Genomic DNA, 26,558 nt, shown 5'->3' with positions numbered 1-26,558 from the left:
GTTTTGGTCGACTTAACCAAAATGGGAACAGAACAACAAAATCCAAATACAATGAATTTGGACGAAATGAGTGTGAAAGAAGCCTTAACAGTTATGAATAACGAGGATAAGAAAGTAGCTGAAGCAATTGAGGAGGTGATTCCTGAAATTGAAGAAGCCATCCACGTTATCATTAAACAACTAAAAAAAGGAGGGAGAATTGTTTACACCGGAGCCGGAACGAGCGGGCGTTTAGGTGTACTGGATGCAGCCGAGTGTCCTCCAACTTTTGGCACTCCAAAAGAGCAAGTTGTGGCATTAATTGCTGGTGGGGAAAGAGCCTTTACTGAAGCCATTGAAGGATCAGAAGACAGTGTGGAGATGGGACAGAAAGACTTGGAAAACATCCAATTATCTGACAAAGACGTTGTTGTCGGACTGGCCGCAAGTGGTCGAACACCGTATGTCATTGGCGCACTTGAATACGCAAATGAAGTGGGTGCACCAACAGTCGCGATTGCTTGTAACAAAAACAGTGAAATTGGAGCGGTGGCATCAATTGCCATTGAAGCAGCACCTGGTCCGGAAGTGTTAACGGGTTCAACTCGTTTGAAAGCGGGATCAACACAAAAAATGATTCTGAACATGTTGTCTACATTATCTATGGTTGGTATCGGAAAAGTATACCAAAACCTGATGGTCGACGTTCAACAAACTAACGAGAAGCTAGTGGCACGTGCCGAAAGCATTGTCATGAAAGCAACCGGTGCAGATCAAGAAACAGCTAGACAGACACTTAAAGAAAGTAACGGAGAAGTCAAAGTCGCCATTATTATGATTTTATTAAATACGGATAAAGAGACTGCCGTTAACAAACTACAAGAGTCTGAAGGGCACATTAGAAAGGCGCTTTAAAAATAAGAGTGGGTTAAAATAAGAAAGGAAGAATCGTACATGCCAAAAGATAATGATACATTAATTAAAGAAATAGTTGACCACGTCGGCGGCGTTAATAATATTAATTCCGCTACAAACTGTATGACACGTTTGCGTATTCGTATTAAAGATGACAGCCAAGTGGATCAAGAAGCCCTAAAAAATCTTGAAGGCGTTATGGGTGTTGTCGACGCTGAAACCTTACAAATTGTTGTTGGACCAGGAAAAGCTAAAAAGTTAGCGGACATCATGATGAGCGAATACAAAGTGCCACAAGACTCAGATGCTACAACGAATAGCAACTGGCAAGACAATAAGCAAGCAGTGAAAGATAATCAAAACAGAGGAAAAGGTAAAAAAGCCTTAGAAACGATTGCAAATATCTTCATTCCAATGATTCCAGCTATTATTGCTGCCGGTATCTTCCAAGGGTTTAGTAGTTTAATCGGTACGATGATTGGTCAAGAAACGATAACAGGGGACTTCTGGGAAGGTATGCGAATTGTCTTTGCCTTGATCGGGAACAGTTTCTTAGGTTACTTTGCTATTTACACAGGGATTAATTCGGCTAAAGTCTTTGGAGCGACTGAAGCACTAGGTGGAATGATTGGGGCTGCATCCATTGCTGCACCACTTGTCGAATTATCCACTTTGATTGGCTGGTATGACGCTGAACAACCGTTGGATTCTATTTTAACTACCGGTAAAGGTGGAATTATCGGGGTTATCATAGGGGTATGGATTTTGGCAAAAATTGAAAAAGCCGTTCGTAAACGTATGCCAGATGTCCTGGATATTATGGTTACGCCTGTTATCACTTTACTTATTACTGTATTGATTATGGCTTTAGTCATTATGCCGCTGTCTGGATTCTTATCCGATTGGTTGGTTACAGGCCTAAGCTACATCATCGGTTCAGACAATACAATTGTCAGTGTCTTGTCTGGTTATATTTTAGCAGCCGTCTTCTTACCAATGGTTCTGTTGGGTCTACACCATGGATTGATTCCGATCTATGCTATCCAACTTGAAGCATTTGGAGGCGTAACATTGTTCCCAGTATTGGCTATGGCTGGTGCAGGACAAGTCGGTGCTGCTATTGCGATTTACATGATTGCTAAAAAAGCTGGCGACGAAAGAATGAAAGGTATTATTTCCGGAGCTCTCCCTGCAGGTGTTTTAGGAATTGGTGAACCACTGATTTATGGTGTAACATTGCCTTTAGGTAAACCATTTATTACAGCTGGTTTAGGAGCTGGATTCGGTGGAGCGTATGTTATGTTAATGGGCGTTGCAGCTAACGCATGGGGACCATCCGGCTGGGTCGCTCTTCCATTGATGCAATCAGGCATGCTTCACTACGCCATTGGATTAATCATTTCCTATATTGCTGGATTCTTGATTACTCGATTAGTTATTAGAGAGAGTGATCTAGCAAATGTCTAAACCATTTGGCCTGTCTGTTTACGTTTCGGCGTTCAAACAGCAGCGCCGACTGCTTGACACATTAAAAGGACAGCAGATTCCAATCTTCACCTCCCTTCATATTGGAGAAGAAGTGACGGAAAGTTACGTTAAAGAAGTAGAAGAGATGTGTCAGTGGCTTCACCGTAACGAATTTTATATCATTGCTGATGTATCGCCACTGACATTAGACCGATTTAATGAACCGTCTTTGGCCTCTTTGGTCAAGCGGCTCCATATAGATAATCTGCGTTTGGATTTCGGCTTTCAGGAAAAGGACTTAATAAATTTAGAAGACATCGATGTCACATATAATGCATCAACAATCGGGTCAGAGATGCCTCAGCAATGTGGCGCATTATACATGCATAACTTCTATCCTCGTCCTGAAACAGGACTCGATGCAGACTTATTTAATCAATTGAACACACAAGTAAAAGAAGCGGGCGGTCAAACCCTTGCCTTTATCTCCGGAGATGAGATGAAGAGGGGACCTCTCAACGAAGGCCTTCCTACGCTTGAGGCTCATCGTTATGTGGCACCGTATGCCCAATTTATCGATTTAGTGAAGACTTACAAGTTGGACTCAATATTTGTGGGGGATAGTCTGATCTCCCCATACCAGCTTGAATTAATTCTAACTTATTTAGATGACGGCATCATTCGGTTGCCCGTAGACTTTACAGAAGCAAACAAAACCTTATTAAACAAACCGTTTACTGTCCGAGTTGATTCACCAAAAGGATTGATTCGTGTACAAGAGTCCAGACAGTACGCTCAGCCTGGAAAACACATTGCTCCAACTGATACGACAAGCCGACCGAGAGGAACCATCACGATGGATAACGAACGATACAAACGTTATTCAGGCGAGGTTCAAGTCATGAGACACGATTACCCGGCCGACGAGCGTGTTAACGTCATTGGACAATTAGCTAAAGAGTACTTGCCGTTACTAGATAATTTAAAAAACGGAGAACCGTTTATATTCATACCGGCAAAGCCTTAATTAATCGATATAAATAGAGAAGCCCTCAAAGACTGCCATCTTTGAAGGCTTTTTTCTATAGAGTCACATGCTTTCAATCTATTAGACAGACTCACTGATCAATATAGTCTGAGTATGGAGATATAGACTAGTTATCTATATACTCAGATAGAAAATCAGTCTGAGTATGGAGATATAGGCTAGTTATCTATATACTCAAACAAAAAGATAATCTGAGTATAGCTAATCGATTAATTCATCAATCAGCTATATGAAAAATGTGTTCATCAGGTGAAAGGAAAAGAGTAGATAAATAGAAGCAGGTACTTTCTTCCACGCTGGCTTGTCTAATATGCTAAAATTAAGAAAAGTCTGAAATTAATGAGGGAAAAATGAATGAATCCACTATTCAAATTTATATTACGCATCGCCTCTTCGCCAAAAATTGATATCCAGGAGGATTATGTCTGGATACGCCGAGTACAAAAGATTTTATCTAAAACGACACCAGCTGTCTTCCGGTATTTGGATAATAAAATATATGCATTGGATGAGAATCAAAAGCAACAACATGAAATTCCTGTTCGTATGTTTTATCCAAAAGAAAAACGTTATGATGAGTCTATTATTTACATTCACGGTGGAGGGTGGGTCATAGGAGACATTGATACCTATACTCGTGCATGCCGTAATTTAGCGGACCAGATGGGAAGAATTGTTTACTCCATTGATTACCGTCTCGCTCCTGAATACCCTTATCCGGCTGGCTTAAACGATTGCCTTCGTGCAGTGGAAGTGTTGCTGACACCTGTTGAAGGGGATGAAGAAAGAGAATGGATTTTAATGGGAGACTCTGCAGGAGCCAATTTGGCAGCAGCTGTTTCGTTAAGAATGAAAGAAGAAAATAGAAGGCTTCCAAAAAAACAAGTGCTTTTATACCCGGTGACTTATTGGGATCATACCGAAGCGTCGCCCTTTGAATCCATTCGAACGAACGGCCATGACTATGGCTTGACAATCAAAAAAATACAAGAGTATATGGAATTATACGTCCCGGATGAAGAGATGCGCAAAGAACGCTTTATATCTCCCTTAATGGCTCCCGACTTGACTAATCAACCGGATACCTTAATTATTACTGCCGAATTTGATCCTTTAAGAGATGAGGGAGAAGCATATGGGAAAGCTCTTGGGGAAGCTGGAAATGAAGTGGTTATTCACCGCGTATTAAATAGTGTTCACGGCTTTATTACTTATCCACCATTCGCAGAACCCCTTGACCAAGCGTATAAAGCGATGAGATCATTTTTAGACAAACAAGAAGAAAGAGTTTGATTAGGTGACTGATAATAGAAAAGAAGGAACAGCTATGGAAAAGAAAAAATGGGCAAAATTGGATAATGCATCAAATATTTTTCTTGCTGCTCGAAATGATATTGATACGAAAGTCTTTCGTTTTACAGCTGAAATGAATGAAACCGTTGATCCTGACCTTCTTCAAAAAGCACTGCTTTATGTCTATAAAGAATACCCACTCTTTCAAAACACGTTAAGAAGAGGCGTCTTTTGGTATTATTTGGAAGAACAAGATGAGCCTCCACATGTTGAAAAAGAAAGCACGCCTCCTTGTGAACAAATCTATCACTATGACAGAAAAGAGTTTTTATTCCGTATTCTTTATATGGAAAATCGGATTCATTTAGAGACTTTTCATGCCTTGACGGATGGAACGGGAGCCATCTGGTTTTTTGAAGATTTGCTAACGGAGTATGTCCGATTGAAATATTCTGATGATGAAACGGCCGACAGAGACATACCGAAGCGTGAAAAAGCAGATTTAGAAGATAGCTTCAAACGCTATTTTAGAAAGAAAAAGAAGCATGTGAAACCTGTTGTATCCAACGAACCGCTAGAAGAGATTTACAAGGAGCAAGACTCAGCGGAACGTCCCAATCTCGATAATGAAGATGAATTAAAGAACAAAAAAGTTTACCAGATTAAAGGAGAATACACGCCAGACCATCGCCCGCGTGTTATTAACGTGACGATGCCTGTTAAACCAGTATTGGGATTGGCTAAAGAGATGAATGTTTCTTTGACTATGTACACAACAGCTCTTTATATGTTGGCGGCTTACTTGGCAAAAGAAAATAAAAATGAAGAGACCACTATCACGACGTCAATTCCGATTAACTTGAGGCAGTTTTATCCCTCTTTATCTATGAGAAACTTCTTCAGTACGACAACGGTGTTTTATACTTTTAAAGCGGGAGTCGAACCGACTATCCAAGATATTTGCCAAACGATTGATAAACAATTTAAAAAGCAGCTGGAAAAAGACGCTTTAGAAAGTCGATTGAAACGATTCATCGATTTTGAATTTAATCCATTTATTCGAGTGGTTATTCGCCCGCTAAAAGACTTTGCTCTGAAACTAGTTAATAAAGCAACGAATCGAAACATTACATTGGCCATGTCTAATCTCGGTCGCCTAACTTTTCCTGAGGAAATAGAGAAATATATAGAAGATATTTATTTTTATACGTCAGTCATTCGTCCTCAGTTTTGCATGATTAGTTATGCTGGCCGCCTGACATTAACTTTTACCAGCCCTTTTGTTGAAACCGATATTCAAAGAGAGATGATTCGCCTATTAACAGATAAAGGCTTACCGGTGAGTGTGGACGCCAACAAAGTCACTAGAGAGGAGTTGGATGATTGATGCTATATTGTAACCACTGTGAAGTAAGTGTTGAAGGAGAATGGTCATTTTGTCCGTTATGCCAGCAAGATTTGACGCAAAAAGACACTGGTGAGTCAGAGCCATCTGCCTTTTTATCAGTCCCTTTACGGTTTACTCGTAAGAGAGTAAAGCAAGCATTCATGGTAGCCTCGATTGTCATTATTGTTCTCTATCTCCTTGCTTACATGATTTGGAATTTCCGCTTCTTTGGCTTGGAGTATGTGCTATTTGGACTGATGAGCTCTTGGTTGATGGTGTTGGTATTGATACGAAAAAGAAGAAATATAGTAAAAGGCATTACCTATTTACTCTTTATTCTGTCATTGTTAAGCTTATATTTAGATTATGTAGACGGTTGGCGAGGTTGGTCGGTGACGTTTGCCATACCTATTGTCTGTATAGCCGCTTTATTGGCCATGTTTTTAGCCATTCAAATCATCCAGATTAAAGCAGGAGATTACGTGTTATATTTACAATTAGCGGCTATCGTGGGACTAATTCCACTGTTATTCTTATTGATGGGTTGGGCTAGACACCCGCTTCCAAGTAGCCTGTCCGTATTATTTAGTTTCGTCATGTTTCTGGCCGTATTAATCAAGTACGGCAAAGAGATTAGAAAAGAACTCGGCAAGCGAATGCATATTTAGTTTTTTAGTAAGAGGTGATAAAGTGAAAGAGATACATGTTGTTGGAGCGATCATTATAAAGAACAAGCAAATACTTTGTGCCCAGCGCGGGAATGAAAAAGCACTTCCTAATCTGTGGGAGTTTCCAGGGGGCAAGATTGAACAAGATGAAACACCCCAGGAGGCTCTCATTCGGGAGTTACAGGAAGAATTGAAAATAGAAGTGGAAGTAGAAAGGGAAGCATTTGAAACCACCGTTTACACATATGATTTTGGACGAGTTCATTTAACGACCTTCATTTGCAACTTAATTGAAGGGAAACCACAATTAACTGAACACCATCAAATAAAATGGTTGTATCCACATGAACTGGATCAAGTAAAGTGGGCGCCTGCAGATATTCCGGCAGTTGAGAAGCTCATGATAGGAAGGGTAGAGCAGTGACTGATTTATTGAGACGTTCTTTAGAAAAAGCTTTTATTAATCACACCACCGTGGGCTCTCATTATGATCCGAAATTAATCATTAATGATGCCAAAGAAAAGCAGTATATGTTAAGTGATCTGCATGACGAGTTAACGACATGCGACAGCTTCTTTTTCTCCGTTGCATTCATTACACAAGACGGCTTGGCAGGTTTAAAAGCCCAGTTGTCGGACTTAAACAAACGAGGGGTGACAGGAAGACTACTCACCTCAGTTTACTTAGCCTTTAATCAACCCGACGTCTTTAAAGACTTACTTAATATACCGAATCTAAAGGTCCGTTTGTCCAAAAAAGAAGGCTTTCATTCAAAAGGCTATTTATTTAAGCAGTCAGATTATTATTCTTTAATTATTGGCAGTTCTAATTTGACGATGTCAGCTTTGAAAACCAATTATGAGTGGAACATTCGCTTAAGTTCTCATAGTCATGGGCAATTGCTTCACGACGTTAAAGACCATATGGAAAGTGAATGGCATGAGGCAGATCCACTCACGCATGAATGGATTGCTGATTATCAAAAGAATTACCGACCAATGATTCGTTTGAAAGAGTCTGACTACGCAAAGTCGGATGAACTTGTTGAGAACAGTCCCACTTATATCACGCCTAATAGTATGCAAAAAGAAGCATTGAAACGATTGAGCGACTTAAGAGAAACGGGTGCAGAAAGAGGGTTAATTATTTCAGCCACAGGGACAGGAAAGACATTTTTATCTGCTTTTGATGTCATGCAGGCCGAACCGGAAAGAGTGTTATTTATTGTCCACCGTGAACAAATCTTAAACAAAGCGAAAGCCGACTACCAACGGATACTGGGTGGACATGATGAGGACTACGGGATAGTGTCAGGAAACAAAAAAGAAGTGAATGCCAAATATGTATTCGCAACCATTCAGTCTTTATCCCGACCGTATGTACTAAATCAATTCGATACAACAGAGTTTGATTATATACTCGTCGATGAAGTACATAAAGCAGGTGCACAGTCTTACTTGACTGTTTTAGATTATTTCAGGCCTGAATTTCTGCTAGGAATGACAGCAACTCCTGAACGTACAGACAACTTCAATATTTTTGAGCTGTTCGATTACAACATTGCCTATGAGATTCGCTTGCAAGAAGCTTTGGAAGAAGACATGCTTTGTCCCTTCCATTATTTTGGCGTAACCGATTACGAGTTGAACGGCGAATTAATCTCAGAAACGACTGATTTAAACCAATTGGTCGATGAGGAGCGAGTCGATTATTTGCTGGATAAATTGAACTATTATGGCTGCTCGGGGAATGTGCCTAAAGGGTTAATCTTTTGCAGCCGAAAGGAAGAAGCTAAACGGCTAGCCAATTTGTTTAATTCTCGAGGCGTTAAGAGTACTTATTTATCAGGTGAAGATAGTTTAGACAAAAGAGAAGCCGAAGTGACTCGTCTGGAAAACGGCAGTATTAACTATATCTTTACTGTTGATATTTTTAATGAGGGAATAGATATACCTAAAATTAATCAAGTGGTTATGCTTCGTAGCACCCAGTCGAATATTATTTTTGTTCAGCAACTGGGACGTGGATTAAGAAAAGACCCTTCCAAAGATTTTGTCACAGTGATTGATTTTATAGGAAACTACAAAAATAACTATATGATCCCTATGGCACTTTCAGGAGACGTTTCTAGAAACAAGAACAGACTCAGAAAAGACACGTACGACACGGATTATATCTCAGGTCTATCGACCATTAACTTTGAAGAAATCGCTAAAGAGCAAGTATTCTCATCCATTAACAACGCTAAGTTAGATTCGATGGGAGAGATTAAAAGAGCGTTTGATGTCTTGTCTAATCGCTTAGGGCGAGTGCCCTATTTAAAGGATTATCAAGAACAGCAGACGATGGATCCTTTCATCATGGCAAATAAAAAGAAAACGTATTATGACTTGCTAGTTTCTTTAAAGAAAAATGAAGGAAGCATATCAGAGGAAGATAGTCCCTATTTGCTTTTTGCATCTAGAGAGTTTCTCCCAGGCATGAGAAAACACGAACTGCTTGTCTTGAACTGGTTGATAGCGAACCATGGAGTCTCACTAGCAATTGATGATATGAAGATTTTATTTGAAAATGACCATTTACTAACTGATGACGAGACTCTCAGATCAGTACTAAAAACGTTGGATGCTAGCTTTTATCGAGGGAGTCAAGCCAAATTATACGGCAATCACCCTTTTATAGAAGTTAAAGGTGAAGAAATAAGAGTTAGCGCTGCTTTCCAAAGAGCATTAACTAACGATTACTTTGTTTATTTGCTAAAGGATATTTTGGAAACGGGACTATTAAAATCAAGCGGTTTTGACCATCTAAATCGCTTAACCCGTTATCAAAAATACAAACGTAAAGATGTCGTGAGATTACTCGGTTGGAAAGAACAATTAATTGATCAAAATATTGGCGGCTATACTGCGGCTGATGGGGAGTTCGTTATATTTGTTACCCTTGAAAAGGGTGAGGATTTTGCCGGCGCACAAATGGCTTACGAAGATGAACTGCTCGATGCCTCTACAATGAAGTGGTTCACTAAAGCACCTAGAACATTAGAGTCCCCAGAAGTTAAGAAGTTGCAGGAAGCAGATAAATGGACCATTCGAGTTTTCGCCAAAAAGTCTGACGATGAAGGCAGTGACTTTTATTACCTTGGCGAGGTGAAGCCCATAGCAGATACGATTCAACAGGTTGAAAAACCTATAAAAGACGGGACGACAAGAAGTGTGGTAGACATGCACTTAAAATTTGCTCAGCCTATTGAGACGACTCTGTACAGGTATTTAAGCACTTCAAAGTAATGTAAAACAGCACCGATCCTCTATTTAAAAAAGGATCGGTGCTGTTTTTCAACTCAGTTCTTTAATAAGGCGTTTATTTGCGTACATTTCTCTATCTGCTTTGTTTAAAAGTTCTTGAGAGGTAGTGCCATCCTCCGGGAAACAGGCGATGCCTAGACTTGGCCAGCAGTTAACTTCCTCCTGTTGAATGACGTAAGGAGCGCTTAATTTAGCTCGCAGCTGGTTCACTTGTTTGACTGCATCTTCATACGATGAAACAGAATCAATCAATAGAGTGAATTCATCGCCGCCTAAACGAGCGACATAGTCTGATTGAGAGACAAATCGTTTTAAGCGTTTTGCTATTGCTGCCAGCAAATCATCTCCAAAAGCATGACCGTACGTATCGTTGATATACTTGAAGTTGTTCAAATCCATAAATAAAATGGCGAAAATACTGTTGTCTTCTTTTGCTTGTGCGATTTGTTTGTTTAAGAGACCCTCGAAGTAGATACGGTTACTCAAATCAGTCATGGAATCATGATAGGCCAAATAGCTAATCTTATCCTGTTGTTTCTTGAGTTCAGTCATATCCCGTCCGATGATATACATGCCAGTTAAGTCATTGTTCACTATAATTGGAATGGGTGTCACACTCATATGGTAAAACTGTCCCTTGTGATTGTAAAAAGGAAAGTCGTGATCATGGTAGTTGCCCGCAGTGACCGAAGAGTATATAGCTTCGGCTGCTTCCAGAAACTCCAGCTGAATAAATTCTAACAAAGGATTTTCAATAACCTGTTCAGCTTTCAATCCAAGAATATGCTCTGCCGATAGATTCATTCCCTTTACATTCCCCTCCATATCCATTGACAAAGTAGGTTCAGGGTGATTTTCAAAAAGGGAACGGTAGCGTTGTTCACTTAAGTTCAATTGATTTGCATTACTGTAAAATTGCTCAATTAGACGGTGATTATCGTACATCGTAATAGATTGTCGGATCATAATGAGAAAAATAGTCGCTCCAATGCCTAAAAGAATAATATTTAGTTCAGGAAGACTGAATAGATTTAAAAGAATGAGGGCCGTCACAGCAATATAAGGAAAGAGAAATTGAAAGAATAACAAAGGCTTTTCAGCACGGCTCGTTCGAGTGTTGGTCTCAGTTTCTTCTTTTTGCAAGAGACCTGTGTAACCAAGTAAAAGAACAGCCAAAATGAATAAGGGATCAATCCAACTACCTGATTGATACGTTGAATTGGTCACTTGGAAGGCATAAAAGGTATCTGCAGCAATTTGAGTGATTAAACCCATAAAAATGAATGCTAACATTTTTGGTGAAAAGAGACGTTGCCCTGCAAAAGAAAGAGTAACGACGCACAATAAAAGAGCCAAGTCCATAAGGGGAGAAAGGGTAGCGAGAAAGACTTCCCATGATGTACCCATAGTCGTTAGGATAATAGGACTAATGATATAATACCCTATAAACGTAGTAAAGACGGTCATGACAATTAAAACATCAAAAAAGAATCGAACGAGTATCAACTTACGTTTATTGATAAATAATATGTAACCGAAAGCTAAAAAATAAAATACCTTATTCAAAATATAAAAAGGATCTGAATACCCTGCATAGAGGGCATTTAATCCTAAAGGGCTTTCAAATACAAACCAAACAATTTCAGCTATTGAATAACTAAAAGCAGCAAAAGCCAACAAGCGCCAATAGGTTTTATCTGACTGTTTACTTCTCGTAGAAGCTTGCAATAACCATATGCCGGCTACAACTGTACCGACAAAAGAGAAGAAGCTACCGCCCAAATATAGCAAGGCAGAATCAGCTGGGATAAAAGCCAACCAAGCATAATAGCAAGTAATATAAATGATAATACCGATGAGCCAAAATCTATTTTTTAAACGACTCTCCATTTTCAGTCTCCTTGATACAATTTAATAAAAGTCTCTATCCAGTACTACTTCGAATTGGAAATATAAGCAAAGATAGCTCTCTTCATTATTATCGGCACAATTTAGCAAAAGTAAAGGCCATAAGTGTCTTTTTTATAAAATATAAGTGATTATTAAAAATAATTGAATCATACGACCGTCATTGTGAAGGTAGAGAGATTCTAATAATCGTTACTTCTCCAGTTCTTTATATTTATTCAAACAACACGTTAAATTCTCTTTAGTTGCTTTAAAAGACTGCTGTGATTTATGATAAATGTGTATGTAATCTTGACGAGGTGTAAAAAGGAGATCAGGCACATGATTAATTATTCTTTAGGCGCACTACTCACTTTGCTTGTCTTAATCGATATCTTATGGACGACTTTATGGATTGATGGAGGCGCAGGCCCTGTATCTTCAACGGTAGCAAAGTTGTCGTGGGTAACGACTAGGAAGCTAAGTAGAGTACACAAGAAAATATTTGGCATAGTAGGACCGATTACCTTGATGCTCACTTTAATGAGCTGGGTGTTTTTATTATGGATAGGTGTCGCTCTATTTTTCAGTGGAAACCCGTACTCAATTAGCCACCAATCATCTGAAGGCCCCGCTGTGTGGTATGAATTCCTCTATTTTTCAGGCTATACTATTTTCACCTTAGGATTAGGCGATTATTCGCCACAAGCAGGCTTTTGGCAAGTGATGACGGCTTTTGTATCAGGCGTCGGGATGCTCCATTTAACCTTAAGTGCCTCATACGTTATCTCTATCATTAGCGCTATTGTTCAAAAAAGAGCGTTAAGCCGAACCATTTCAGGTATAGGTAAAACCAGTTCAGATTTCCTCCAATGCGTTTGGAACGGTGAAGATTTCCATCAGTTGGATATCATGCTAAATGATATGTCATCGACTATCACTCAATTGAATCAACAAAACCATGCTTTTCCTCTACTGAATTATTATTATACGGATATGCCAGAAAAATCATCTGCCGTAACGATAGCTGTACTGGATGAGGCATTAACACTGATAGATTTCGGATTAAAAGATAAACGGTTAATAAATACGACCATTATGGCAGCAGCCCAATCCAGTATAGGAACCTATTTAGATACGGTCACAGATGAATATGGTTATGAATCAGAAGAACTTCCTCCTATACCAAATATAACCCATTTAAAAGAGTTAGATGTACCCATTGTGTCAGAAGATGAGTTTAAAGAAAAGCTGAAAAGCATTAGCAAAAGAAGGAGACAATTGTTAGGTGTGGTAATCAGTGAAGAGCAAGAGTGGCCTAACTAGTATGGAGTGCTTCTACTCCTTTAAATTATCGGTCCCATGATATGATGAAAGCACAAAATGTCAGGGGAAATAAGGGGGAGACGTTGGCATGAATAAAAGAAAATTATTATGGCTGATGAGTTTGGGGCTTACGGCCACGCTGGCAGCATGTGGCACTGATGGGACTCAGCCAGAAGGAGAGTCTGAAGGAGCAGGTAGTGGGGATTAAGCCACTGTAAATGTCTGGGCTTGGGATGCAAACTTCAATATTCCTATTATGGAACGAGCGGGAGACTATTACACGTCAGATGTGAATGAATCCGCTACCGTTGAAGTCACTGAAATGTCTAATGACGATGTGATGCAGCGTTTGATATCTGGCTTTACATCAGGTGTTTCGGAAGGTTTACCTGATATTGTGTTAATGGACGATTATGACGCACAAAATATGCTGATGAGTTATGATGGCATGTTTGCGGAATTATCTGGGGATATTGACATGAGTCAGTTTGCTGATTACAAAGTGGATATTGTGTCTTATAACGATGGCGTTTGTGCGGTGCCTTTTGACTCAGGATCAGCCGGACTTTATTACCGAATAGATTATCTAGAAGAAGCAGGCTATTCAGAGGAAGACATGCAGGATATCACGTGGTCAGAATTTGTGGAGATTGGAAAAGATGTCAAAGAGGCAACCGGCCAATGGTTTTTAGTATTCATTCCTGGACTTGGGACCCATTATATGCAATTAGCGATGCAATCAGCGGGCTTGTGGTACTTTGATGAAAATGGGGATCCGAACTTTGACAACCCAGCTATTCGTGAAATGGCAGAAATATTAAAAGAAATCGAAGAACATGACTTAGCGATGCCTGTGGATTATTTCTCAGCTGAAGCAGTCGGTGTTGTGACGGGTGGAGAAGTAGCGGCGGTTAACTCAGCGATTTGGTATTCAGCAACGATTCGTTCAGCTGAAGATCAAGAAGGCTTGTGGGCGTATGCTAATTTACCTCAGCTCGAAACAGTAGAGAACGCGACGCCGTATTCGAACCTTGGCGGAGCAAGTTGGTATGTATTAGAAGACTCACCAAATAAAGAAGCAGCAATTGAGTTATTGAACACTCAATTTGCCGGTAATGAAGAGTTTTATCAAGAGATCCTTGTTGAAAATGGGGCAGTTGGAACGTATATCCCTGCTCAAGAAGGGGATGCTTATGAGTATGAGGATCCATTCTTTAACAATGAACCCATCTATAGTGATTTTGCTGAGTGGGAAATAATATTCCGAGTGTGAATTATGGTGTTCATACTACCACAGCGGTTGAAGCTTTCCGAGCTGTGATGCAAGGGTATTTGGACGGTAACATGACACTGGATGAGATGATTGCTGAAGCTGAAGATTACTACTTGAGACAAGTAGGAGAACAATAAATGGACGATAAAAGACGGCAGTGTCCTTTAATGGCGGCTACCGTCTTTTTTCATTCCGGCAAAACTTTAAATCCTTTCCTGATGCTGTGCTAGATTCAGCTAGAATGGAAGGGGCTGGAAACTATACGATTTTCTTTAAAATCGTTTTCCCAATGATGAAGTCAACCTTTGCGGCAGCTGCGATTTATTCCTTTATGAATTCTTGGAATAGCTTTATTCTTCCATTGATTGCCCTGCAAACGGAAAACCAATACACCATCACTTTACTCATTTCCAGTTTGACCACCTCATCTTATGTGGCAGATTACGGCATCCAGATGGTGGCTATTGTTATCGGAACGATTCCGACGCTGCTTTTATTCTTATTTATGCAACGTCACTTTGTAGCTGGCATGACGGGATCAATTAAATCTTAGAAAAAAAGCTGACAAAACCGTAGGAGGTTCTTGTCAGCTTTTTTTTAGGTTTGAAGACAGTAGACAGTAAACAGCTTAATTATCTTATATCGATTGCGTCTCTTCATCCAAATATTTATCTAAAAAACGTTTGATACGGAATCGGTATTCTTCTTTATCGGTAACATAACCGTAAGCGTGGGCTGCACCTGGAACAACATATAAATCTTTGGGGCAATTAGCCGCATGATAGACATCATAAACCATATGAGTTGGCACAAAATGGTCTTCTTCCCCGTGAATAAAGAATAGAGGGGTTTGACTGTTTTTGACCTGCTTTTCAGGATTCGCTTCCCCAAACCAGTAACCAGCTTTCATTTTAGTAACAAAGCTTGCTAAAGGGATGAAGGGGAACTGTGGCAACTTATACATTCTCTTCATCTGGTGGGCCAACTCTTTCGTCACTGAACTGTAGCCGCAGTCTTCAATAATCGCTTTAACATTTGAAGGGAGAGTCTCACCGCTGACATTCATGACGGTTGCGCCACCCATACTTAAGCCGTATAAAATTAATTCAGATTCTGATCCAAAGCGCTCAATCATGTTATCAATCCACCGCAAGTAATCCACACGCTCGTGCCAACCGAAACCAATATAGTCCCCATCGCTTTCACCGTGTCCTCTAGCGTCGGGTATAAGTAAGTTGAAGCCTAAGTCATGAAACAGTTTTGACCAAGGTGCCATGTTTTTGTTACTCCCGCTGTAGCCATGTGCAATAATAGCGACGCGATTGGTTTCTTTGGCCGCTGGAATAAATAAACTGGAAAGAGTCAATCCATCATCCGATTCAATCGTCATCACGTCATGCTTCACGGCTTGATACCACTCTTTTTCAGCCGTCCAAGGATCATCGGGGTAGACGTCTTGCATATTGTATTCATCTTCCGTGAAGTCTTTTTTGTTAATGGCAACTGCTTTGGAATAAAAGTAAGTCCCCGCATATGCCAAAGCGCTCGCAGACAGACTTAACGCCCCAACCAAGCTCCACTGTTTAGCTTTATTTAATCGTTTCAAATGCATTCAATCCTTTCTTTAAAGAGTCTTTGATTCTATTGTATACCAAAAAAGTGAAAATAATTGGAAAAGAGTATCACTAATTAACGGAGAAGCAACCTAGTCATTTTTTTTATTAAGGCGTTTTAAATGAAAAAAACAGTGATACTTGATATGATGTTTTAGTAGTAAAATGAATCAAATTAGAGTAGGAGAGGATAATGATGTATAAATCGAAAGGAATCAAGTTGGGTGTATTGTCACTATCCGCCGGCCTTTTCTTGGCAGCTTGTGATACTGACGACACAATGAACACGAGCCCTGTAGAAGAAACTACCCCAGCTGATGATACAACGACTGATGACGCAACAACGGACACTGATACTAATACTGATACAGACACAGATACAGATGGTAGCACCATGGATGAGGGAACGGACACAACTGATGACACCACGACCGACGATACGACAACAGACGGTGGTCAAGGGTTAGAAAGCATGGATTTTCAAGTGAGCTTGGATGATGCCATCAATACGTTTCACGAGACCTTTGGAAGTGAAGACATTTCTATCGAAAGTATCCATTTAGATCGTGATGACGACCGCTTCATATATGAATTTGAAGGTTGGGATGATCAGTACGATTACGAATTAGATATCGATGCAGAAACGGGCGAAATCGTTCAGCAAGAACAAGATGAGGATACAGATACAGACGAAGATGCCTTGCAATTGGATAATATTATCACACCTCAAGAAGCTATGGATGCAGCTCTTTCCGCTTCTGGATCAGGCTATGTAGAAGAATGGGAATTGGAACTTGAAGACGGCGTGACCATCTATGATGTTGATGTCGAAGGTGGAGACGACCAAAAAATTGATGCTCAATCAGGTGAAGTAGTCAATTAATTTAAAGTTTAACAGGTTAAAGGAGCCGCCCAGGTTAGTTGGAGCGGCTCTTTATTTTATATACAGGTAGGTTTCGAATACCTTTAAATTGTGGTACAGTTTGAAAAAGAGCGGAGGAACGTTTAGATGAACAGAGAGCACATAGTCAGCGATACAGCTGAAATGGTGAAAGAAAAGATGAAGTCAGATGGCAGTGGACATGATTGGTATCATATTGAACGAGTCTGGAAGACGGCACTGAAATTAGCCGAACGAGAGAAAGCCAACCGATTTATTGTCGAGATGGCGGCCCTGCTTCATGATTTGATTGACGATAAATTAGTCCAAGATACGGATCACGCAACCAGTGAGGTGGAGTACTGGCTTGAAGGAGCAGGCGTAGCTCAAAAAGAGAGTGAGCGCATCATGGAGATTATTCAATCCATTTCTTTTAAAGGAGGCAGCCAGTCACACCACTTAACTCTGGAAGGACAGATTGTTCAAGATGCTGACCGGCTGGATGCGATTGGAGCTATTGGGATTGCCCGTTGTTTTGCTTATAGTGGAAGTAAGGGACAATTATTGTTTGATCCCACTTTATCTGTGCGTGAAGACCTATCGGAAAAAGAATACCGTGAGGGTAAATCAAGCGCGATTCACCATTTTTACGAGAAATTATTAAAACTAAAAGACTTAATGAATACTGATGCGGCTAAAGAGATGGCGGAAGACCGACACCGTTTTATGGAAGATTTCCTTACCCACTTCTTCACCGAGTGGAGTGAATAAAAAAGGGGGCTGGGAAATAACTAGCTGAATTAGAAGACACCTTCAAATCTAGGAAAAATGATCCTTGATTTGAAGGTGTTTTTAATTACTCAGATTTATAAATTATTACTAAAAGGTGACTTTTTTCCCAGCCCCCTTCTTTAAGCTTGTAGATCATTTAAGTTTTCAGCGTAAGGACTACGGGTATGAGGAATGGACTGAGTTACTTTTTTGAAAATAACAGTCAGAACACCAATTAACACCACAAAGATAACTGAATACACAACATACTCTGTTGGCAACACATGTTTAAGTGAGGTGATCTCTGTAATGAATGCATACTCATCCATTGGATCTGTCTGAACAAAGAGACTGGGCGCAATCACAATAAAGTTATAAAGAGCATGAATAAAAATAGGGTAGAACAGATTTTTATATTTGGTGTAAATAATTCCACAAAACAAGCCTAAAAGCAGTTGCGGTACAAAAAACGATTGGATATGTAAAATCATAAAGGCTAAAGAGCTGAACCAAATCCCTTTTGAGATGCCATATTTATCTACCCACTTATTTAAGATATACCCTCTAAAGACTATTTCTTCCACAATAGGCGCGAAGACCACTGCTGTCAAAAGAATGTAAATAGGGGAGAGTGGTTCTCCTATTGAAATAGAGATGAGGTAATTAACAATAGTATCAAATAATGCCGGTATAAATGTTAAGACGGTCAAGGCAAAATAAATGAACAATGTGGCAGCTATTGCAACGAGAACAGTCACGCCACTCAGTTGTAAAAGTGTGCGGAACCCTTTAGGTCTAGGCTGGGACAACGCCTCGATGCTTAAAGATTGTTTTCTCATTTGCGATAGCGTAATTTTATAAAAAGCAAAGTAAAGCAGCCCATCACTGATAATGCCAAGAAAGGTAAGATGGTTAAATTGAAAAATAACTGAGAGCATGGCAGTTAAAAAAAGAATACCAATGACAGCCAGAATGGATCGCCAAAATACAGCCCAAATAGAGGCATCTTTAAAAGTTTCATCGTACATATCATCACTTCTTTCCTTATGTATTTCTTTAAAGACTAGCATAGTTACATGTAAAAGACTAGAACTTTCATCTATTTAAATGGGCTTTTTATGATACACTACTCTTAAAGAATGAAGAAAGAAGTGGCAAACAGATGGAACCTATATTGGAACTCATTGATCTGAAAAAACGGTTTGATGAAAAAGAAGTGTTAAAAGGTGTGACGTTTTCGGTCATGCCTGGTGAAATCATTGGCTATATTGGACCCAATGGTGCTGGTAAGAGTACGACGGTTAAAATTCTTTTAGGGATGCTTGATAAAGACGAAGGGGAGATTCGTCTATTCAATGAACCGTTAACTAATGGAGATATCTCTTACAAGTCACGAATCGGTTATGTACCTGAAAATGCAGAGCTTTACGAAACCTTGACGGCTAAGGAGTATTTGTTATTTGTTGGGGAATTATACGGTTTAAAAGAAGAAGACATTATTCGAAAAAGTATTGAGATGATGGATGCATTGGGAATTAAGGATGCATTTAATGGTAGATTATCGTCCTTCTCAAAAGGAATGAGACAAAAAGTTCTTATTATTTCCAGCTTACTACATAACCCGGATATCTTATTTTGGGATGAGCCTTTAAGTGGTTTGGATGCTAATAGTGTGCAGATTATCAAAGAAGTCTTGCTTCATTTGAAAAAAGCTGGAAAAACGATTTTCTATTCCTCGCATGTAATGGATACGGTTGAAAAGTTAAGTGACCGCATTATTATTTTACACGATGGATTAGTTGTCGCTGACGGTCCGTTTGACGAATTAAAAGAAGAAGCAGAAGGGACACTAGAACAATTGTTTAACACCTTAACAGGCTTCGATCAGCACGCTGCTTTAGCTGAGCAGTTGGTTCGTAGCATGGAGGGAGATATGCCTTATGATGAATAATATATTCGGATCAGGCAAGAAAGAGAAGACCCCCTTTTATTTAACTGTCGTCGACAAACTGGCTGGCTTGTATACCCGCCAAGGTGTTGATTACTCTCAAATGCGTACCATTTTGCAAACAAAGATGGTCATAGACAGCCGGAGAGAAAATCTGATTCAAGGGGCCCAGTCGACTAAAAAGAGAATAGAGGGTGAGGAAAAAAACCAATTCTTTTCAAGCTTATGGGTGTATACGCTGCTCAGCAGTTTTTTACTTATTTTGTTTGCTTATGATAATTGGGTTTTTCAATACACCACCTACTTCAGCTTTATCTTTATCATGATTTTTTCTACTATGCTGGCCAATTTCTCTGGTATTCTCTTGGATACGGCAGATTCGACCGTCATCGGAACGAAACCTGTCTCTAAGAAAACATTGGGTGCGGCCAAAGCGACGCACATTGCTATCTATCTCTTGTCTTTCTCCGTTGCGATTGGTGCACCCGTTACCTTATCGACCTTTTACTTTAATGGGATAGCGGCAGGCATTCTAGTTGCTCTGCTTACCTTATTAGCTGCTTTTTGGTGCCTTAGTTTAACGATGATTATGTATGGAACTGTCTTAAAACGTTTTGATGGAGAACGCTTAAGAAACATCATTGCCTATAGTCAAATTGCTGTTTCTGTTATTATGGTCGTCGGCTACTATATGATGGGCCAAATTTTCCAAATTGTTAATCCGGAAACCCTTTTGGTCGAAATGAATCTTCAGTTAGGCCATATTCTATTGTTTCCTATGTGGTTTGTCGCTCCATTTGGCATGCTTCAAGAAGGCTTTACCCTTGTATATGCTATTTATACCGGCTTGCTGATTGCTGGGACGCTTGTCATTGCTTATCTCTATATGAATAACAGTGACCGAATCGAAACACATTTGCAGAAAATAAACAGCTCAGATCCTAAACCGAATACACGCTCTGCAATTGAGCGACTGAGCGCCAAGCTCCTTTGTTTCGGTTCCCTTGAGAAAGCCTATTTCCACTTTTCTTGGCAATTGACAAAACAAGAAAGAGAATTTAAAACACGGTTGTATCCGTCACTTGCGGGAGCCATTGTTTTCCCAGCTGTCTTGTTTTTTCAAAATCTAACGGCTGATTCAATGGAAGGGATGCAGACGCCTTATATTTATTTAATACTTCCTTACTTTTTGATTTTGTCTATCCCAATGATGGCCGTTTCCGTACAATTCTCGAATGACTATAAAGGTCGCTGGGTCTTTGAAATGGCACCGAATCAGTCAAGAGGACCTTTTGTAAAAGCCGTAACCAAGGTCTTATTAGTCAAATACATTATCCCAATTTACGGTATCATCAGTGTATTGGTTCTATATATGGTTGGAATGAGTTACGCCTTGCAACTAATTAATGGGCTCCTATTGATGTCGACTATTTTATATATTGAAAGTAAACGAGCTAATAAAACCCTGCCTTTTACAAGGAAGTTTGCGGCATCAGAAGCAAACCAAGGCTGTATGGCAAGTCTTTTCTTCTTTTTCCCAGTTTTTATCGTCTCTGTTGTAATGGTTCTTTTGCAAAATGTATTCCCGACATCTGAATGGATCATAGCTGTACTGTTAGTTGGGATAAATGTCTGGTGGATGACCAACCGTTTTTCAAACAAAAAGAACACCAAAGCGGTATCAGTTTAACTTTTGTTTGAGTAAGAAGTAAGTTACAATTAAGTAGATGAATCAAGTGATAAATAAGGAGATAATAAAATGGAACGTGTAATATTGACGGGTGACCGCCCAACAGGGAAGTTGCATCTGGGACACTATGTCGGATCTTTAAAGAGTCGTGTCCAGTTGCAAGAAGAAGACAACACAAAAGTCTACATTATGATAGCAGACCAGCAAGCCTTGACGGATAATGCAGATAATCCTGAAAAAGTTCAGCAAAGTCTAGTCGAAGTGGCATTGGATTATTTGGCAGTTGGCATAAATCCGTTGAAGTCAACGATTTTTGTTCAATCTCAAATTCCTCAATTGCCAGAACTAACGATGTATTATTTAAACTTGGTATCGGTAGCGAGATTAAATCGAAACCCAACAGTGAAATCTGAAATTCAAGAAAAAGGCTTCAATGAAAGTATTCCCGCAGGTTTTCTCGTTTACCCAGTGAGCCAAGCGGCCGACATTACAGCTTTTAAGGCGACGCATGTACCGGTAGGAGAAGATCAAAAACCGATGCTTGAACAGACCCGTGAAGTCGTTCGCGATTTCAACCGAACGTATCGTTCAGATGTATTGGTAGAGCCGGATATCATTCTGCCTCCTAAAGGTCAAGGCCGATTGGTTGGTATCGATGGCAAAGGGAAGATGAGTAAATCTTTGAATAACGGTATTTATTTGTCAGACAGTGCCGATATGATTCAGAAAAAAGTCATGAGCATGTACACTGACCCTAACCATATTCGCGTGGACGATCCAGGTCAAGTTGAAGGCAACGTTGTCTTTACCTATTTAGACGTGTTCGACGAGGATAAAGAGAAAGTTCAAGAATTAAAAGAGCACTATCAACGCGGAGGTTTAGGTGACGTGAAAATTAAGCGTTACTTAAACGAGGTTTTGCAAGCCACGTTACTGCCGATTCGTGAACGAAGAGAAGAGCTAGAACAGGACCGCGGGGCTATTTTAGAGATGCTGAAAGAAGGCAGTGAAAAAGCAGAAGCCGTTGCTGCTCAAACTCTTAAAGAAGTGAAAGATGCAATGGGAATCAATTATTTCTAATTAATTGTCGAAAGAAGGAACGAAGATGATTACATTTAAACCAGTCGATGCATCCAATTATTTGAACGTCGTGAATTTAAAGCTTCATCCCCATCAAGAAAATTTCGTTTCTCCTAACTGGCAGTCCTTACTGGAAGCCATTTACGAAGAAGACAAAAACCCTTTTGCTATCTATAATGATAGTGAAGTCGTTGGGTTTATCCTATGCAGCTACTACCCAGCCGACGAAGCGTATCCCGTTGACTCTTGGTGGGTCGAACGGTTAATGATTGATAAAGTCTGGCAAGGAAAAGGCATAGGCAGACAAGCATTGCTGTTATTCTTAGAAGAATTTAAACAATCCACTGAAGTAAAGGACATCCGCATCGGTGTTGAACCAGATAATGATGTAGCTATCAGCCTATATGAATCGCTAGATTTCAAAAAAGAAGGCGTCGTTGATGGAGAAACCGTCTATGTCAAAATACTCGATTAAAAACAGCTTGTTCTCTTGAGATACTAGGAGAACAAGCTGTTTTTTTGGATTTAAGCACATCATTTATATAAGAAGAAACGAATTAAACCAGTTTGTTAGTCATTGGATTCCAAGCCATCAGGTATAATTTCATACTCGTAAACACTGATTTCTAACACTTCGTTGAGTTCAGGGTCATCTGTTTGAATGGCTCCGTAAAAAAGAATCTCTAAACTAGCGAGATCACTCACTTGGAAAACAGGAGCACCGATTTCTTGATTAAAGTCAACGCCTGAAGCATAAAGCTTTCCGTCACTTACATGCATCGTGTTGTTAAACGTTGTTTGGTAATAATCGACAAACTCCCGGCCAATTGACTCATTTGCCATATCAAGAGTACCGACCTGTTGTAAATCAGCAGACTCAACATTAAACGTATACCATTCTACAGACTCTCCTTTATTTTGAGCAACATAAACACTTTCGTTTTCTGTTAACACAATCATTTCGTCTGGCGAGTAGTCATCAGACGTACCATTATTTTCATTAGCCGTGTCAGACTGAGAGTTATCAGATGAATCGTCGCCATCTACCATAGTAGCAGAGTCTTCAAAAGAAGGAATGGCAGTGAGTTCCTGTGTCTGGCGATCATACACATAAAAATCAACGCTTGAATAAATCATTTCACCGTACATGGTTTCTTCAATGTCATAAAGATGACGGAGCGGAATATAACGATTAGCAGGATTAACGTTGGTTGACACTTGAACTTTTCCACCTTGACCTAATTCACTTTCTAAATGAGCGACAGGGGTCAATGTATCTGTTGGGTTCTCGATATCAAATTCATAAATTAAGGTCAGTTCTTCTTCATTAGTGGAGTTATACGTGTTAACAATGATAGTCAATTCAGAGTAGTTAACATAGGTATCAACCACGCTATAGTAATAGGAAGATGAGCCATCGGGAATCTGTAAATTGACTTCAAAGTCTTTTTCTTCTTCAGTCGACTTGTTTAATGAAGAGATAAGCAGTTTATCAGAGCCTCTCACATTCCAGTCCACATCTGACATAAAAGCGGTGTAAATAACGTGGTTATCGGTTTCTGTAAAATGGTTAGGGGACTGACTTTTCCCTCTTACAAAGGAGCGATACCTATCAATTAAGCTATTGACTGAAGGTGAGAAGTGGTAATCCATAGCTTCAAACATAGATTGATTATTGAGATTTTGAAACGAGCCGTCTCTGAATTCAAAATTCGGACTTTGTTGATAGTTGGTATAATTGAACGTGTGCGCAATAAATTGGATATCTTCCATTTGATCGGCTTCGCCTAGTTCTGTAGAGACAGTCAAGTTCATTTGCTCGGGAGAAGCGGACACGTCATATACTTTAAATCCAATAAAAACAATCAAGATAAATGCAACAAAGCCGATGAGTTTATACTGTTTATTCATTAACAGACATCCTTTCTATATTGTAATCTTACGATTTATCAAATGACGGCTCCAGATAATGGATCCTATACTGGCTAAAGCTAACAAGATATAAGTGATGATCATCAACTCTGAATAAAAGAGAAGGTAACGGTTGCCTGCAAACTCACCTATAAAATGAGGCAAAATGCCAAGGACAATAACAAAGCCGGCATACATCAAGCCTAAGCCAAATCCTTTTAAGGCATAAGAACGCTCAAGTAAAATAATAGTGAAAACAACTAGTATTCCGGTCAACCCGATTAAGTTAATGGTGAAATAGAGGCCGGTGTCAACTGGAAAGAGATAAGCAAATAAAAAGTTAGAATGAATTAAACTAATTAATGGATTGGGATCCATGACAGCATCGGCGATTAACCAGTTTGTGAGTTGATATCCACCGAAGACAGAGAGCATTTGCACAGCAATTAAACTGTAAATACCGATATAAATGGTCACTAGTTTAGAGAAAAAGACTTGCGTTCTAGGCACAGGGAGCATAAACAAACGATAAGCGAATGTGTTTTTTCCAAACCATTCTCTGTACCAAGTAAAGAGAGCGTATAGACCTATACTTGTTACCCCTATAACGATTGGGAAAGCTATCCAACCAGAATTGAGTACACGGTCAAAGGAGAAAGGACCTAAAGCATCGTGAGCCATTTCTACTGAGATGTTTTGAGAAATCATGTACTCTTCAATGTCTTGATTAAATCTCAATATAGGAAAAATATAGCCAATCAAGTTACTTATAAGAGTAAAACCAATTAAACCAAAAAATACTTTAGATATACGTTCTAATTCGAATGATGTAAGCTTAATAAACGATTTAACTGAATGACTCATCCGTTATATACCTCCCTCATGACGTCAACGACAGATTTTCCTTCCGTTTCACGCATGTCTTCTGCATTAAAGTCTTTATAAACCACACCGTTATCCAGTAAAATGACGCGATCAATCAAATGCTCGATGTCTTGAATTTCATGCGTGGTAATCAATACACCGCGGTCTTCAACCAAGCGGCTGCTGAATACTTCTGTAATTTGTTCACGAGTGAAAATGTCGATCCCAGAAAAAGGTTCATCCATCAGAATGTATTCGACATCTAAAGCTAAGCCCATCAGCAAGTTGACTTTAGCTTGATTCCCTTTTGATAAATTAGAAATTCTATCAGAAGGGTTTAATCGGAAAAACTTAACAATCTCTTTAGCTCGATTGCCATTCCAAGTTTTGTAGTAATCTTTCATGAAATCCATCGCTTCTTGGACAGTCATATTCGGCAGCATAATAGCGGCGTCAGGGATAAAAGCAATGTGATTATAAGAATCAACGGATAAAGGCTTACCGTCAATTAATATACTTCCTTTTTTTAAAGGAGTTAAGTTCATGATTGCATTCAATATAGTGGTTTTACCTACACCGTTGACACCGACCAAACAAGTGATTTCACCTTTTACAGCTGTGAAAGACACGCCGTTCAGCACTTTCTTCTTCCCGAAGGATTTATAAATATTGTTGACCTCTATCATCAGTTACCCTTCTTTCTATTGGCTAGTTTTTCTTCAATCATGGTCATTAATTCATCCAAAGAAATATCTACAGGATCAATGGCGGAAACAAAGTGCGTTAGCGCCTGATCAAGCCATTCTTTTTTTAGTTGCTTTACTATATCTGGATCTTCAGTTACTTTACTGGGTGTATTTGCTTCTGTGTAAATCAATCTCTGTTCCTCCATTTCACTATAGGCTCGTTGAACGGTATTTGGGTTAATTTTCATCTGGTTGGCCAACTGTCTTCTCGAAGGCATTTCTTCACCGGGTTTCAATTCTCCTGAAACAATTAAACGTCTGAAGTGATGCATGACCTGCATGTATATAGGGTCTCTTTTATTAAAAATAAGGGCCAAAGGATTCATTCCTTTCTAAATTTTAGTGCAAAACTGTATCAGACACTTAGTACACCTTCTATAAAAAAATGTGTACTAACTACTTCATACACTTGATAGCTGTATTATATAGCTAGTACACTATAGTGTCAACACTTTTTGAAAATAAAAAAATCGTCTTCATGCTACTGTAAAAGTAGACATGAA

The 26,558-nt window shown here is 39.5% G+C and carries 25 protein-coding genes; 18 read left to right on the top strand and 7 right to left on the bottom strand.

Annotated features, from left to right (window positions below; translation table 11 throughout):
* Positions 1–3 precede the first annotated feature (3 nt).
* From murQ to C3945_RS04140, 8 genes are all read left to right on the top strand, one after another.
* Complete coding sequence (murQ, locus tag C3945_RS04175; RefSeq protein WP_161878435.1) at positions 4–894, top strand: N-acetylmuramic acid 6-phosphate etherase; 891 nt, start codon at positions 4–6, stop codon at positions 892–894.
* A gap of 39 nt (positions 895–933) precedes the next feature.
* On the top strand, positions 934–2,361 hold the full coding sequence (locus C3945_RS04170) for a PTS transporter subunit EIIC (RefSeq protein ID WP_161878434.1): 1,428 nt from the start codon (positions 934–936) through the stop codon (positions 2,359–2,361).
* A complete protein-coding gene (locus C3945_RS04165; RefSeq protein WP_161878433.1) occupies positions 2,354–3,388 on the top strand; it encodes a MupG family TIM beta-alpha barrel fold protein in 1,035 nt (344 codons plus the stop codon). The genes C3945_RS04170 and C3945_RS04165 overlap by 8 nt, the downstream gene beginning before the upstream one ends.
* A gap of 375 nt (positions 3,389–3,763) precedes the next feature.
* Complete coding sequence (locus C3945_RS04160; protein ID WP_161878432.1) at positions 3,764–4,702, top strand: alpha/beta hydrolase; 939 nt, start codon at positions 3,764–3,766, stop codon at positions 4,700–4,702.
* Between the two features lie 4 nt (positions 4,703–4,706).
* On the top strand, positions 4,707–6,089 hold the full coding sequence (locus C3945_RS04155) for an alcohol acetyltransferase (protein ID WP_161878431.1): 1,383 nt from the start codon (positions 4,707–4,709) through the stop codon (positions 6,087–6,089).
* The gene (locus C3945_RS04150; protein WP_237585473.1) at positions 6,089–6,757 is read left to right on the top strand and encodes a DUF6320 domain-containing protein; all 669 of its coding nucleotides are present in this window, start codon (positions 6,089–6,091) and stop codon (positions 6,755–6,757) included. Before C3945_RS04155 ends, C3945_RS04150 begins: the two co-directional genes overlap by 1 nt.
* Positions 6,758–6,779: 22 nt before the next feature.
* Positions 6,780–7,181, top strand: coding sequence for a (deoxy)nucleoside triphosphate pyrophosphohydrolase (locus C3945_RS04145; RefSeq protein ID WP_161878429.1), 402 nt, complete (start codon positions 6,780–6,782; stop codon positions 7,179–7,181).
* Positions 7,178–10,048, top strand: coding sequence for a DUF3427 domain-containing protein (locus C3945_RS04140; protein ID WP_161878428.1), 2,871 nt, complete (start codon positions 7,178–7,180; stop codon positions 10,046–10,048). The genes C3945_RS04145 and C3945_RS04140 overlap by 4 nt, the downstream gene beginning before the upstream one ends.
* 48 nt (positions 10,049–10,096) lie before the next feature.
* Here C3945_RS04140 and C3945_RS04135 read toward each other — a convergent pair whose 3' ends face one another.
* Positions 10,097–11,956 carry a diguanylate cyclase domain-containing protein gene (locus C3945_RS04135; protein WP_161878427.1) on the bottom strand — a complete coding sequence of 620 codons (1,860 nt, stop codon included), beginning with the start codon at positions 11,954–11,956 and terminating at the stop codon, positions 10,097–10,099.
* A 339-nt stretch (positions 11,957–12,295) separates the two neighbouring features.
* On the opposite strand from C3945_RS04135, the gene C3945_RS04130 reads away from it, so the two are divergent.
* From C3945_RS04130 to C3945_RS04120, 4 genes are all read left to right on the top strand, one after another.
* Positions 12,296–13,279 (top strand): ion channel, encoded by a 984-nt coding sequence (locus C3945_RS04130; RefSeq protein WP_161878426.1) that lies wholly within the window; start codon positions 12,296–12,298, stop codon positions 13,277–13,279.
* A 256-nt stretch (positions 13,280–13,535) separates the two neighbouring features.
* Positions 13,536–14,552, top strand: coding sequence for an ABC transporter substrate-binding protein (locus C3945_RS04125; protein ID WP_237585470.1), 1,017 nt, complete (start codon positions 13,536–13,538; stop codon positions 14,550–14,552).
* On the top strand, positions 14,528–14,689 hold the full coding sequence (locus tag C3945_RS11935; protein ID WP_237585469.1) for a hypothetical protein: 162 nt from the start codon (positions 14,528–14,530) through the stop codon (positions 14,687–14,689). The genes C3945_RS04125 and C3945_RS11935 overlap by 25 nt, the downstream gene beginning before the upstream one ends.
* Positions 14,690–14,709: 20 nt before the next feature.
* Positions 14,710–15,105: a carbohydrate ABC transporter permease gene (locus C3945_RS04120; RefSeq protein WP_161878425.1), complete on the top strand. Its 396-nt coding sequence runs from the start codon at positions 14,710–14,712 to the stop codon at positions 15,103–15,105.
* A gap of 84 nt (positions 15,106–15,189) precedes the next feature.
* Here C3945_RS04120 and C3945_RS04115 read toward each other — a convergent pair whose 3' ends face one another.
* Positions 15,190–16,158, bottom strand: a complete 969-nt coding sequence (locus tag C3945_RS04115) for an alpha/beta hydrolase (protein ID WP_237585468.1) — start codon at positions 16,156–16,158, stop codon at positions 15,190–15,192.
* Positions 16,159–16,358: 200 nt separating this feature from the next.
* Here C3945_RS04115 and C3945_RS04110 point away from each other — a divergent pair, with 200 nt between their 5' ends.
* Together C3945_RS04110 and C3945_RS04105 are read left to right on the top strand one after the other, a co-directional pair.
* Positions 16,359–17,048: a PepSY domain-containing protein gene (locus C3945_RS04110; RefSeq protein ID WP_161878423.1), complete on the top strand. Its 690-nt coding sequence runs from the start codon at positions 16,359–16,361 to the stop codon at positions 17,046–17,048.
* Positions 17,049–17,174: 126 nt separating this feature from the next.
* A complete protein-coding gene (locus tag C3945_RS04105; RefSeq protein ID WP_161878422.1) occupies positions 17,175–17,816 on the top strand; it encodes an HD domain-containing protein in 642 nt (213 codons plus the stop codon).
* Between the two features lie 140 nt (positions 17,817–17,956).
* Here C3945_RS04105 and C3945_RS04100 read toward each other — a convergent pair whose 3' ends face one another.
* Entirely contained in the window at positions 17,957–18,844 is an 888-nt protein-coding gene (locus C3945_RS04100; protein ID WP_161878421.1) for a CPBP family intramembrane glutamic endopeptidase, read from the bottom strand.
* A gap of 134 nt (positions 18,845–18,978) precedes the next feature.
* Here C3945_RS04100 and C3945_RS04095 point away from each other — a divergent pair, with 134 nt between their 5' ends.
* From C3945_RS04095 to C3945_RS04080, 4 genes are all read left to right on the top strand, one after another.
* Positions 18,979–19,767, top strand: coding sequence for an ABC transporter ATP-binding protein (locus tag C3945_RS04095; protein WP_161878420.1), 789 nt, complete (start codon positions 18,979–18,981; stop codon positions 19,765–19,767).
* Positions 19,757–21,454 (top strand): hypothetical protein, encoded by a 1,698-nt coding sequence (locus C3945_RS04090; RefSeq protein ID WP_161878419.1) that lies wholly within the window; start codon positions 19,757–19,759, stop codon positions 21,452–21,454. Before C3945_RS04095 ends, C3945_RS04090 begins: the two co-directional genes overlap by 11 nt.
* A 69-nt stretch (positions 21,455–21,523) precedes the next feature.
* Positions 21,524–22,534: a tryptophan--tRNA ligase gene (trpS, locus tag C3945_RS04085; RefSeq protein WP_161878418.1), complete on the top strand. Its 1,011-nt coding sequence runs from the start codon at positions 21,524–21,526 to the stop codon at positions 22,532–22,534.
* Positions 22,535–22,559: 25 nt separating this feature from the next.
* Positions 22,560–23,009 carry a GNAT family N-acetyltransferase gene (locus C3945_RS04080; protein ID WP_161878417.1) on the top strand — a complete coding sequence of 150 codons (450 nt, stop codon included), beginning with the start codon at positions 22,560–22,562 and terminating at the stop codon, positions 23,007–23,009.
* A gap of 95 nt (positions 23,010–23,104) precedes the next feature.
* Here the strand turns inward: C3945_RS04080 and C3945_RS04075 are convergent, their stop codons facing one another.
* From C3945_RS04075 to C3945_RS04060, 4 genes are read right to left on the bottom strand one after another with little or no spacing between them, the layout of a single operon-like run.
* A complete protein-coding gene (locus C3945_RS04075; protein WP_161878416.1) occupies positions 23,105–24,445 on the bottom strand; it encodes a hypothetical protein in 1,341 nt (446 codons plus the stop codon).
* Between the two features lie 15 nt (positions 24,446–24,460).
* Positions 24,461–25,309 (bottom strand): hypothetical protein, encoded by an 849-nt coding sequence (locus C3945_RS04070; RefSeq protein ID WP_161878415.1) that lies wholly within the window; start codon positions 25,307–25,309, stop codon positions 24,461–24,463.
* Entirely contained in the window at positions 25,306–25,995 is a 690-nt protein-coding gene (locus tag C3945_RS04065) for an ABC transporter ATP-binding protein (protein WP_161878414.1), read from the bottom strand. The genes C3945_RS04070 and C3945_RS04065 overlap by 4 nt, the downstream gene beginning before the upstream one ends.
* On the bottom strand, positions 25,995–26,336 hold the full coding sequence (locus tag C3945_RS04060) for a GntR family transcriptional regulator (RefSeq protein WP_237585467.1): 342 nt from the start codon (positions 26,334–26,336) through the stop codon (positions 25,995–25,997). The genes C3945_RS04065 and C3945_RS04060 overlap by 1 nt, the downstream gene beginning before the upstream one ends.
* Between the last annotated feature and the right edge of the window lie 222 nt (positions 26,337–26,558).

This window comes from Alkalibacterium sp. MB6 (assembly GCF_009935905.1).
Lineage (GTDB): Bacteria > Bacillota > Bacilli > Lactobacillales > Carnobacteriaceae_A > Alkalibacterium.
This window is presented reverse-complemented; position numbering and strand designations above follow the sequence as displayed.